The sequence below is a fragment of the Paraburkholderia sp. CHISQ3 genome (assembly GCF_030464945.1).
GTDB classification, from domain to species: Bacteria; Pseudomonadota; Gammaproteobacteria; order Burkholderiales; family Burkholderiaceae; genus Paraburkholderia; species Paraburkholderia megapolitana.
In genome coordinates, this window is sequence record NZ_JALPRG010000005.1 from 44,472 (window position 1) to 56,110 (window position 11,639).

The following is an 11,639-nucleotide window of genomic DNA, read 5'->3' on the forward strand; positions in this document are numbered from 1 at the left end:
GGGACTGCCTGTAACCTGTATCGCGACATCGACAACGGCCTGCACGAAAGTCCTATCGACTCCCGGCGCGCGCTGCGTCGCTCAACACCTGATTCACTTCGTTCAACGTCGGCATCGATGGAGCAGTGCCCGGCCGCGTAACGGAGATGCCCGCCAGCGCACAGCCGAAGCGCATCGCTTCGACCGGGTCGGCGCCGCGCGCAAGCGCCGCTGCGAACCCGCCAGTGAAACCATCGCCCGCGCCCGCGGTTTCGACCACCTTGCCGCAGCGAAAAGCCGGTACCAGCACCGACTGCTGCGCCGAATGCAGCAACGCGCCTGCTTCGCCGAGCGTAATGATGGCTGTGCCGACGCCCTTCTCGAGCAGCAGCTCAGCGGCACGGCGCGCGTCGTCGATCGATTCGATCGGCACGCCGGTCAGTGCTTCGGCTTCCGTTTCGTTTGGCGTGATGTAGTCGCACAGCGGATAGAGATCGTCGGGCAGCGGCATAGCCGGCGCCGGATTGAATACGGTGATCACACCATGCCGTCGCGCGACTTCGAGACCGCGCCGGGCAGCCGGCAGCGGCTGCTCGAGCTGCGTGACGAACACGCGCGCGGCGGCGATATCGGTTTCGATTGCATCGACGTCGGCAGCACTCATCGTGCCGGCCGCACCGGCCGCGACGATGATCGCGTTCATGCCGGTCGTCTCGTCGACGAAGATGTGTGCGGCACCAGTCGATAGATTGTCTACTGTCGTGGCGCGCGCGGTGATGCCTTCGGTCGCCCATGTCGCGCGTGCAATCTCGCCAAACGCATCGTTGCCGATGCGCGTGCAGAACACCACATCGGCGCCTGCTCGCGCGGCCGCAACGGCCTGATTCGAGCCCTTACCGCCTGGCCCCATCGCGAACGCGGTACCGGCAATCGTTTCGCCGATCAGCGGCATGCGGGCGGCGCGAAACGTCAGATCGGTTACGTAGATGCCAAGGATGACAACCCGGCCGCCGCGTTCGGGCTGCGTGCTCATGCGTCGTTCCTTGCGGGGTCGCGCGGTGCGTCCGGTGCGAGCAATACGCCCTTGCTGAAAACGAAGCAGCCGTAGCCGCGCTGTTCGCCGGTCGCGATCACGCAGTAGGCTTTGCGGGCGCGCTCGTAAAACGCAAACCGTTCGATCGAGGCGAGCGGCACGCTGCGGCCCTCGGCTGCATCGATTTCGGCCTGCACTTCGCGCTGCACGGCCGGAATCGTGTTCGGCTCGCCGACCACTTCCATGCGCAGCGCCGGATGCTCGACGAACGTATCGAGCGGCATCACCGACAGCACGGCGCGAATCGCGCGCGCCGAATCGACGCCGTCGAGGCGCAGCACCTTGCCAAGTACCGTTGCGCGGGCGACGGAGTCACCGGGAAAATTCGCGTCGCAGATCACCAGTTCGTCGCCGTGTCCCATTGCACGCAGCGCATGCAGGATGTCGGCGTTCAACAGCGGGTCCAGATTCTTCAGCACATCGTCTCCTTCGTGTCGGTTGCGCGGGTTCGCACGTTGAGTGCCTGCGCGCCTGCGGATATCGCCGGACGCTCAGTCGCCGTACGGTATCCAGATATTTTTCACTTGTATAGCTTCACGCAGCCACATGGGCCCTTCGCTCGACCGGTCGAACCAGTCGAACTGGCGGCCGTAATCGACGAAGGTACGCTTCAGGTTGCCGATCGACTCGCGTTCGACTAACACCGAGTGCGCTTCACTGCCGAAGCACCACAGCGCGTCGACATCGTCGTGCTTCGCAAGCGCGCCGAGCAATGCGTCGCGTTCGCCGGTCACGATGTTCAGTGCGCCGTCGGGCACGTCCGAGGTTTCGACGACCTGGTAAAAGTCGGTTGCTGTGAGCGGACATGTCGTACTTGGCAGCACGACCACGCGGTTGCCGAGCGCAAGCGCCGGCGCCACCAGCGAGACAAACGACAGCAGCGGCGCTTCATCGGGACACGCGATGCCGATCACGCCGAGCGGTTCGTGCATCGCCAGCGCGACGCCGCGTAGCGGCGGCGTATGCACCGCGCCATCGAACTTGTCGGCCCACGCCGCGTAGGTGAAGAGGCGCGCCACCGAGGCATCGACTTCCGCCCGCGCAACCGCTTCGCCGGTGCCGGTACGCACCATCAACTGCCGCGCGAATTCCGCCGCGCGTACCGCGAGGTTTTCGGCGAGGAAGTACAGCACCTGCGCGCGGTTATGTGCGGTGGTCTGCGACCACTTCTGCGCGCTGCGCGCGGCGGCCACGGCGTTGCGGATGTCCTTGCGGTTGCCGCTACCGACTTCGCCGGCCAGTGTGCCGTCGTGCGCATACACCGGCAGCACGTAGCCGCTGTCGGGCCGTACCTGCTTGCCGCCGATAAACAGCTTCGCGGTGCGGTCGACGGTCTGAAGGAGCGCTGTACTAGCGGCGAAGTCAGATTCGGTTTCCTCGTGCGCGGCCGCTTGCGGCGCCGGACGACGCATCGCAAGATCGAGCCATGCGAGCGGCTGCAGATATTCGTAGAGGCCTTCGCGGCCCCCTTCGCGTCCATAGCCCGACTCGCGATAACCGCCGAATCCCACCGCTGCATCGAACAGATTGGTTGCGTTGACCCACACGACACCGGCAGCTAGTTGCGGCGCGATGTCCAGCGCGCGGCCGATAGTTTCGCTCCACACGCTCGCTGCAAGGCCATAGCGCGTGTTGTTCGCGAGCGCGACGGCTTCGTCGGGTGTGCGAAAGCTCATCGCCACGAGCACTGGGCCGAAGATTTCTTCCTGAGCCAGCGTCGATGCAGGTGCGACACCGGTGACAAGCGTCGGCGGATAAAAGCAGCCTCCCGACGGCAGACCAGTTTCCGACGCCTGCCACACCGCACAACCTTCGCGACGACCGGTTTCGACGAGACCGCGAATGCGTTCGAGTTGCACCGGATCGACGATCGCGCCGATATCGATGCTCTTGTCGAGCGACGGGCCGACGCGCAAAGTCTGCATGCGGCGCTTGAGCTTGTCGATGAAACGTGCCTCGACGCCTTCCTGCACGAGCAGCCGCGAGCCCGCGCAGCACACCTGCCCCTGGTTGAACCAGATCGCGTCGACCACGCCCTCGACGGCACCGTCAAGATCCGCATCGTCGAACACGATAAACGGCGACTTGCCGCCCAGTTCGAGCGTAAGCGACTTGCCCGAGCCCGCGGTGCGCGAACGGATTAACCGCCCGACTTCCGTCGACCCGGTAAACGCAATCTTGTCGACCTGCGGATGCTCGACGAGCGCGGCGCCTGTGCTGCCATCACCGGTCACGACATTCAGCACGCCGGCAGGCAACCCCGCGCGTTGCGCAAGTTCAGCGAACAACAACGCAGTGAGCGGCGTGTATTCAGCGGGCTTCAGTACGACGCAGTTGCCGGTGGCGAGCGCCGGTGCAATCTTCCACGCGAGCATGAGCAGCGGGAAATTCCACGGCACGATCTGACCGATCACGCCGAGCGGTGCCCAGCCTGCGAATTCGCTGTCCTGCAACTGCGCCCAGCCCGCGTGATACAGGAAGTGCCGCGCGACGAGCGGCACATCGATGTCACGCGTTTCGCGGATCGGCTTGCCGTTGTCGAGTGCTTCGAGCACGGCGAAGAGCCGGCTGTGCCGCTGCACCATGCGCGCAAGCGCATACAGATGCCGGGCACGCCCTGCACCACCGAGCGCGCGCCATGCCGGCTGCGCTTTACGCGCGGCGAGCACCGCCGCATTCACATCGGCGGCATCGCCTTGCGCAACGTGTGCAAGCAGTTCACCGCTCGCAGGCGCATGCGTTTCGAAACGCTGGCCGGCAGCCGGCGCACGCCACACACCATCGATGAAATGCCCGAAGGTCGACTCGTGCTGCGCGAGCCACGCGCGCACGGGTTGATCGTCCTCGGGGGCGGGACCGTACTCCATCGAAGAAAAATACTCGGCTACGCTCATGAGATCGGTCTGTTCAGGCAACGGGGTGACGATTGAAGGCGGAATAACGGCCGCTCGCGTAGTGCTCGAGCTGACGTTCGATGTCGGCAAGCAGGCTCGATGCGCCGATCCGGAACAGTTCCGGCTCGAGCCACGCACGGCCGAGTTCTTCCTTCATCAGGATCTGGTACGAAAGCACGGACTTCGCGCTGGAGACACCGCCCGCCGGCTTGAAACCGATCAGCACGCCGGTACGCGCGTGATATTCGCGGATCATCCGCACCATCACGAGCGCAACGTCGAGCGTCGCGTTGACGCCTTCCTTGCCGGTCGACGTCTTGATGAAATCGGCGCCAGCCATCATGCACACCATCGATGCGCGTGCAACGTTCGACAGCGTGCGGATGTCGCCGGTAGCGAGAATCGCCTTCAGATGCGCGGGACCGCACGCGGCGCGGAATTCGCGCACTTCGTCGTAGAGCGCCTGCCAGTTGCCGGTGAGCACGTGTTCGCGCGTGATGACGATGTCGATTTCGGCCGCGCCGTCCGCCACCGACGCCTCGATTTCCTTCAGCTTCAGCGGATGGGGAATGAGCCCGGCCGGAAAACCTGTCGACACCGCGGCAACGGGGATGCCGCTACCTTGCAGCGCATCGACTGCCGCGGCGACGAAGCGATGGTAGACGCACACCGCCCCCGTCGAGATGGCGTGCGGCGCGATGCCGAGTGCGTCGAGCAGGTCTGCCCGCACCGGTTGGCGCGCCTTGGCGCACAGGCGCCGGACGCGGCCTTCGGTGTCGTCGCCGCTCAGCGTAGTGAGATCGATGCAGGTGATTGCCTTCAGCAGCCATGCCGCCTGGGCGTCTTTCTTGACCGTGCGCCGCGTGGCGAGCGTGGCAGTGCGCCGCTCGACCGCCGACTGATTGACGCGCAAGCCATCGAGCCAGCCGGCGTCGAACGGCATGCCGGGATTGCGCAGCGGCTGAACGGCGGCGGCGCGGTGCAATGCGACGACCGGCTGGGATAGCGTAGACAGCGTGGGAGCTTCAAACATGAGACATCCGTGTGTTTCGTGCAGCGCGCATCAACCGCTGATGGTTGATGGTGGGTTGTTCCCACATATGCTACATCGATTGAGAGGATCATAACAAGCTTCGTTACGATCATTTCCATCTGTGTTTTCCCGGATATCCCTTTCCTGCCCCCTCAAAAAACCCGAACCTCCCGTCCAGCGATTCGGGCCAGCCGGCTAGGCGGCGAGAGGCACCGCCCTTTGAATCTTCTCGAGTTCGTCGGCGAGTTCCTCTTTGGCCATCGCCGTATCGTGGTCAAGCTGCAGGCCAGTCCAGAATTCGTCGCTTGTGCCGAAGTAACGGGACAGACGCAGCCCCGTATCGACGGTAATCGCCCGGTTACCGGCGATGATTTCGCCGATGCGGCGCTGCTGAACACCAATGTCTTTTGACAGACGATAGGCGGTGATGCCCATCGGGCGAAGAAACTCTTCTTGCAGGATTTCGCCCGGGGTCGGGTACACGACTGCGCGTGTCATGATGATTCTCCAGTTAGTGGTAGTCGACGATCTCGACGTCAAGCGCGTTGCCATTCTCGAAGAAAAAACACACGCGCCACTGGTCGTTGATGCGAATGCTGTACTGCCCCTTCCGGTCGCCCTTGAGCGCTTCGAACCGGTTGTTCGGCGGGATGCGCAGGTCGTTGAGATTCGCCGCGCGGTGAAGCATGGCGAGCTTGCGCATCGCGACAGTCTCGATGTTCACGAATCGCGCCACGCGCGTGCCTGAAAACATGGTTTCGGTATCGGGACATTTGAAGTTCGAGATCATGTTGAATAGTATTGATGTGCGATAGTATTGTCAAACGATAGTAACGACCCGCAGCAACATCCAACGTGGACAACGACACGAAGCGTTGCGTTACCCTCACCGGCGGCGCAGCTCACCGACTACCTTCAGCACGCAGACCATAAGGACATCCGCCGTGACCCGCAATATCCCGATCGGACAACTCGGCCCCGCCGATCTCGACGCCTATTTCCAGTTACGGCTGCGCGGCCTGGCCGAGCATCCGGAAGCATTCGGCCAAAGTCACGCCGAAGCACTCGCGAAGGGCGCGGCGCAGCATGAAGCGATGCTCGACGGCAGATCCGCTGCCGAGGGTAATTTCATCCTCGGCGCGTCGCTGTCGGCAGACGGTCCGCTAGTCGGCACGATCGCCATGGTGCGCTCGCCAGGGGAGCGCAAACGGCACAGGGCATCGGTGGTCGGTATGTATGTCGTGCCGGAGGCGGGCCGGCAGGGCGTAGGCCGAGCTTTGCTCGAAGCGCTGCTCGCGCGTGCCGCACGGATCGACGGCGTGCGTCAGCTGGAGCTGGGTGTGACGAGCACGAATGTTGCCGCGCGCAGGCTGTACGAATCGTTTGGCTTTGTCGCGTACGGCCGTGAGATCGACGCATTGCGCGTGGGCAACGAGTATCACGACGCCGATCTGATGGTGTGTTTCATCACACCGCGCGTGCCTTCCAGTTAGAGAATTAGAGAGCAAGACTCGGCGCGCCACGTAACGCCTGTCTCCGTACACTGACTTCATTGCGAATGTTCAGAGGAACAGGCCATGCCCAGTCATTTCATGCTGCAGGACACGTTGCCCGGCGTCGAGCCTCGGGACTTGATTGAATCGAAATCGAGCGAGGTAAGTACCGCGCACAGCGACGACGCCACACTCGACCGACCATCGATTGCTTCCACCGCATCGATCTCGCATCGCGTCGACACCGCCGACTGGCCACGCATCGCCCGCGAACTCGACCAGTACGGCTGCGCGATGCTGCCCGGCCTGCTGGACGCACGCGAATGCAATGCACTGGCCGCGCTGTACCCGCGCGACGATCTCTATCGCAGCCGCGTCGTCATGGCGCGCCACGGTTTCGGACGCGGCGAGTATCGCTACTTCGACTATCCGTTGCCGGATGTCGTCGGCGGTTTGCGCACGGCGCTGTATCCGCATCTCGTACCGGTGGCAAACCGCTGGAACGAGACGATGGGCATCGAGGTCCGCTACCCGACCACGCATGCGGCGTTTCTGCGCCGCTGTCACGACGCAGGGCAGCTGCGCCCGACTCCGTTGATCCTGCAATACGGCAAGGACGACTACAACTGCCTGCATCAAGACCTGTACGGCGAGCACGTGTTTCCATTACAGGCGGCGATCCTGCTATCCGAACCGGACGTTGACTTCAGCGGCGGCGAATTCGTGATGACCGAACAGCGCCCGCGGATGCAGTCGCGTGTGGAGGTCGTCCCCTTGCGCCAGGGCGATGCGGCGATCTTCGCCGTGCATCACCGGCCGGTGCGGAGCACGCGCGCGCCGTATCGCGTCAATCTGCGGCACGGCGTGAGCCGTTTGCGTTCGGGGCGGCGGCATACGCTGGGCGTGATCTTTCACGACGCGTTGTGAGATTCGGCCCGCTAGCCGGGCACGAACAATTTTCCTGTATTTGTAACAGCGCCTGCACCATCTTGCGGCATCCGTACTTGTCCCTATTTGCCCGCAACCCACCCCGCCGAATTCGCATCTTTTACCGTTTTGTTTGAATTCATTCTTTTCAATTACCCAACGGATTTGACATTTCAGCTAATTTAGTAGAACTCCCCCAAGCCAAGAATCCATTCCGTTAAACGCTTTTGTATCAACGCTCTCCATCGATCGACCTCGACCACGACAGGCCCAAAAGACCCTTTCCAAAATTGCATTACACGCAGATGAAAAACTTACCGAAATTCAACATCACTTTTTCAGGTATTTTTTTGAAAAGGTATTGATTTCCTGAATTCCCCTTCATACAATTCGCTCCAAGGTGTTACGAGTTGTAACACCTTGTATCAACTAGTCACTCCTTGTATCAAAGAGGAGGACTGATCGCCAGGCGGCAAGGTCGTCGGCGGGGGGTTACAAGAGCATAAACGGCAGGAAATGCCGACGGGTAATACGGGGCTTCGGAAACATAACTAAATGGACCGTAGCAGCGAGACGCTGGAGTCAATCCGCGAAATCAATTTGTCGTACATCATGCTCGCGCAGCGCATGTTGCGCGAGGACAAGCCTGTCGGGATGTTCCGGCTGGGACTGTCATCGGAGCTGGCCGATCTGCTTGCCGGACTGTCGCTCGCACAGATCGTCAAGCTGGCCGCCTCCGATCAGCTTTTATGTTTTTTCCGCTTCAACGACCATGCCATGTTGTCGGCGTTGACGCAGACCACGAAACATGCAGAAGTAGCGCCGACTCACGCGGCTATCCTGCTAGCAGGCCAGCCGGCCGAGCAGTTTGCCTGACGAGGAACCGCAACCATGACTGCGATGCTCAAGCGAAGCCTGACCGAAGACGCACAAGACGTCTTCCGCGCCATCGCGCTGATCGAACTCGGCGCGCGCATGCAGGTGCTGGAAAGCGAGCTCACGCTGTCGCGCGACCGGATGATCCGCCTGTATCGCGAGGTCAAAGGCGTGTCGCCGCCGAAGGGCATGCTGCCGTTCTCCGCCGACTGGTACATGACGTGGCTGGCTAACATTCACGCGTCGCTTTTCTATAATACGTATCTGTTCCTGAAGAACGAGGCGCGTTGCTCGCATCTCGACGCGCTGACCAAGGGCTACAGGCTGTACCTCGAACACTGCCGGCATAGCGAAACCGAGCCGGTGCTGGATTTGACCCGTGCCTGGACGCTCGTGCGTTTCTTCGACGCGAACATCCTGCAACTGACACCGTGCTGCCGTTGCGGCGGCAAGTTCGTTGCGCACAAGCATGATTTGCAGCAAAACGTCGTGTGCGGGGCTTGTCAGCCACCGTCACGCGCCGGTAAAACAAAAAAGGCGGCCGCCGCCGCGAAACAGGAAGTGCCGACGATTGCAGAAGCGGCCTGATAGGGGGTGAAATAAAGCGGCTCGCAAGAAGCCGTTTTCGGAGTGCGGCGGGTAAAAAGCCTCATGAAGCCGTGTCACGTGGCCACGTGACACGGCTCGTTTTTTTAGAGCACAGCAAAAACCTTCATCCGATCCAGCCGAACGTCTGCACCGCGAGCCACAGGTTCGCCACGCTGATCGCCACGAACAGGAACCACGCCAGCACGCGGGTAGGTAGCCGGTTTGCGAAGGCGCCCATCAACGTGCGGTCGTCGGTCATGCGGATCAGCGGATAGAGCGCGAAAGGTAATTGCAGGCTCAACACCACCTGGCTTGCGACCAGCAGTTTGCCGACCGCATCGTTACCGAGCATCGATACGCCGATCAAAGCCGGAATCAACGCCAGCGCGCGCGTGATAAAGCGGCGCTGCCAGCACGGAATCTTCATCTTGAGGAAGCCTTCCATGATCACCTGGCCGGCGATCGTCCCGGTGAAGGTCGAGCTTTGCCCCGATGCAAGCAGCGTGATCGCGAACAGCACGGCGGCAAAACCCGTTCCGACGATCGGCGCGAGCAGCTTGTAGGCATCCTCGATTTCGGTCACCTGGTTGTGGCCCGTCGCGTTGAAAGCGGCGGCCGCGAGAATCAGGATCGCTGCGTTGATGAGCAGCGCGAGCGTCAGCGATACGAGCGTGTCGATGCGCGACAGGCCAATTGCCGACGCGATGCTGCGCGCGTCGCGCTTCACGGCGCGCGTTTGCACGATCGACGAGTGTAGATAGAGGTTGTGCGGCATGACGGTCGCACCGAGGATGCCGATCGCAAGATACAGCGGCTCGCGCTCGCTGACAGCCGACCACGACGGCACGAGCCCCTGCATCACCGACGGCCAGTGCGGCTGCACGAGCGCGAGTTCGATTACGTAGCCGAGGCCGATCGTCGCGACGAGGCCCAGCATGATCGCTTCGAGATCGCGGAAGTTCTTGCCCTTCAGGCCGAGCACGATCAGCGTATCGAACGCGGTGAGCAACACGCCAACCGTCAGCGAACACTTGAACAGCAGATGAAACGCAAGCGCACCGCCCAGCACTTCGGCCAGGTCGCAGGCGACGATCGACAGTTCGGCAAGCAGCCATTGTCCGCGCGCGACCATCGGCGAATAGCGGCTGCTCGATAGTTGCGCGAGATCCTGGCCGGTGACGATACCAAGCCGCATGCTCAGACATTGCAGCACCATCGCCGCGAGACTCGACAGCACGACGACGAACAGCAGGCTATAGCCGTAGCGCGAACCGGCTTCGATATCGGTGGCCCAGTTGCCCGGGTCCATATAGCCGATCGATATCAGCAGGCCGGGGCCGGCGAACTGCAGGAGTTTCTTCCAGAACGGCGCGGACGGCGAAACCGCGACGGTGCCCTGTACTTCAGATGGACAGAACGGCGCGGTGGCGGTGGTCGGGAGTTTGAACTGCAAGCCGGTTTCCTCGCGGTGGGAAGCACCGCGAGGCCTCGTCGGCGGGGGCGGCGAACGGCCTCAAGTGTACAGAGAAACTTCCGGCAATGTCCCGCTCAGCGCGTAGCGGCCGACGTCGCGCACGCGGTAGTCGAGCGGGTCGTGTAGCGTGTGCACGCGTGCGTTGCGCCAGAAGCGGTCGAGCGCGAGCGGTGCGCCGGTCGCGCGGGCGCCGCATGCGTCGAAGAGGTTTTCGCTGACGTCGAGCGCGGCGCGATGCGCGACGATCTTTGCTTCCGATGTGGCTAGTGCGACGTGTGCGCGTTCCTCGGCGGTTAGAGCAGTGCCCTTTTGCCATGCGTCGTCGAGTGCCTCGGCGGCGCGCGTGGCAAGCGCTTCCGCACTCACCGCCTGCAGACGCATTTCGCCGAAGCGCTGGATGACGTAAGGGTCGTCGGTGGCAGTCGCTACGCCTGACGTGATCCACGGGCGGCCGTGCTGCGTGACATAACGGCGCGCTTCTTCGAGCGCGCCTTGCGCAATACCGACGAACAGGTTGGTCAGCACCAGTTGCGAGACCAACGTGCGCAGTGTTGCACGCGGTGTCGGCGGGACTTCGGAGCGGTGCAACACCTCGTCGGCCGCAAGCGTTACGTGCTCGAACGACACGCTGCCGCTATCGGTCTGGCGCTGACCGATCGGATTCCAGTCGTCGTGCACCGTGATGCCTGCACGTGTAGTCGGCACGACACCAAACACCGGTTTGCCGGTCGCGGGATCGTGTGCGGACACGGTCATCATCTGCGAGCCGCGCGTGCCCGAGCAGAAACCCTTCGCACCGTCAATGCGATATCCACCATCTGCCGTTGCGGTCGCAACGAGCCGCGTGTCGAGCGGATTGACGGCGTTGCCCCACCACCACCGTGCGTCGACGGTGCCGCGCAGATAGCGCGCGCGCTGCGCGTCGTTACCCCATACATCGACACTGACCACCTGCAGACACTGGAACCCGAGCAGATGCGCGAGCGCACTGTCGACTGTCGCGATCGCGCGGATTGTCCGGTAGATGTCGGTCCAGCGCGCGCCCGCACCGCCGAATTCGCGCGGCACAGCGAGCGTCAGCAGCCCGGCATCGGCAATCCATTGTTTTTCTTCGGCGGCATGCCCGCCGTCGCGGTCGCGCTGTGCGGCCGTCGCGCGCAACGCGTCGAGCAGACCGTCGAGATCGCGTGTGCCTTTTGTTGTGACCGGGACCGGTTCGCGTGGATCGTTCATGCGACCTTCTCCGTGCAAGAACCGCCGGCAACCGACGCACGTCGATTCA

Annotated in this window: 12 protein-coding genes; 4 read left to right on the forward strand and 8 right to left on the reverse strand. The window is 62.8% G+C overall.

What is annotated here, in order from left to right; all coding sequences use genetic code 11:
* Positions 1 to 52 precede the first annotated feature (52 nt).
* From rbsK to M0D65_RS12925, 6 genes are all read right to left on the reverse strand, one after another.
* Positions 53 to 1,012 (reverse strand): ribokinase, encoded by a 960-nt coding sequence (gene rbsK / locus M0D65_RS12900; RefSeq protein WP_266252998.1) that lies wholly within the window; start codon positions 1,010 to 1,012, stop codon positions 53 to 55.
* Entirely contained in the window at positions 1,009 to 1,491 is a 483-nt protein-coding gene (locus M0D65_RS12905; RefSeq protein WP_096724792.1) for an RbsD/FucU family protein, read from the reverse strand. Before M0D65_RS12905 ends, rbsK begins: the two co-directional genes overlap by 4 nt.
* A 72-nt stretch (positions 1,492 to 1,563) precedes the next feature.
* Positions 1,564 to 3,966 (reverse strand): aldehyde dehydrogenase family protein, encoded by a 2,403-nt coding sequence (locus M0D65_RS12910; protein WP_266252999.1) that lies wholly within the window; start codon positions 3,964 to 3,966, stop codon positions 1,564 to 1,566.
* Positions 3,967 to 3,979: 13 nt separating this feature from the next.
* Positions 3,980 to 4,999 carry a deoxyribose-phosphate aldolase gene (gene deoC / locus M0D65_RS12915; RefSeq protein ID WP_266253000.1) on the reverse strand — a complete coding sequence of 340 codons (1,020 nt, stop codon included), beginning with the start codon at positions 4,997 to 4,999 and terminating at the stop codon, positions 3,980 to 3,982.
* A gap of 195 nt (positions 5,000 to 5,194) precedes the next feature.
* A complete protein-coding gene (locus M0D65_RS12920) occupies positions 5,195 to 5,497 on the reverse strand; it encodes a HigA family addiction module antitoxin (RefSeq protein ID WP_091007538.1) in 303 nt (100 codons plus the stop codon).
* Positions 5,498 to 5,510: 13 nt separating this feature from the next.
* On the reverse strand, positions 5,511 to 5,789 hold the full coding sequence (locus M0D65_RS12925) for a type II toxin-antitoxin system RelE/ParE family toxin (protein ID WP_091007541.1): 279 nt from the start codon (positions 5,787 to 5,789) through the stop codon (positions 5,511 to 5,513).
* Between the two features lie 154 nt (positions 5,790 to 5,943).
* Between M0D65_RS12925 and M0D65_RS12930 the strand changes: the two genes are divergently transcribed.
* The 4 genes from M0D65_RS12930 to flhC all read left to right on the forward strand — a co-directional run bounded on the left by M0D65_RS12930 (position 5,944) and on the right by flhC (position 8,883).
* The gene (locus tag M0D65_RS12930) at positions 5,944 to 6,492 is read left to right on the forward strand and encodes a GNAT family N-acetyltransferase (protein WP_266253001.1); all 549 of its coding nucleotides are present in this window, start codon (positions 5,944 to 5,946) and stop codon (positions 6,490 to 6,492) included.
* 84 nt (positions 6,493 to 6,576) lie between these two features.
* Entirely contained in the window at positions 6,577 to 7,419 is an 843-nt protein-coding gene (locus M0D65_RS12935; RefSeq protein WP_266253002.1) for a 2OG-Fe(II) oxygenase, read from the forward strand.
* 555 nt (positions 7,420 to 7,974) lie between these two features.
* Positions 7,975 to 8,295: a flagellar transcriptional regulator FlhD gene (gene flhD / locus M0D65_RS12940; RefSeq protein ID WP_091007547.1), complete on the forward strand. Its 321-nt coding sequence runs from the start codon at positions 7,975 to 7,977 to the stop codon at positions 8,293 to 8,295.
* A gap of 24 nt (positions 8,296 to 8,319) precedes the next feature.
* Positions 8,320 to 8,883, forward strand: a complete 564-nt coding sequence (gene flhC, locus M0D65_RS12945) for a flagellar transcriptional regulator FlhC (protein WP_091008862.1) — start codon at positions 8,320 to 8,322, stop codon at positions 8,881 to 8,883.
* A 124-nt stretch (positions 8,884 to 9,007) separates the two neighbouring features.
* Here flhC and M0D65_RS12950 read toward each other — a convergent pair whose 3' ends face one another.
* Positions 9,008 to 10,336 (reverse strand): Nramp family divalent metal transporter, encoded by a 1,329-nt coding sequence (locus M0D65_RS12950; protein WP_091007551.1) that lies wholly within the window; start codon positions 10,334 to 10,336, stop codon positions 9,008 to 9,010.
* A gap of 60 nt (positions 10,337 to 10,396) precedes the next feature.
* Positions 10,397 to 11,590, reverse strand: a complete 1,194-nt coding sequence (locus M0D65_RS12955; RefSeq protein ID WP_266253003.1) for an acyl-CoA dehydrogenase family protein — start codon at positions 11,588 to 11,590, stop codon at positions 10,397 to 10,399.
* Positions 11,591 to 11,639 lie beyond the last annotated feature (49 nt).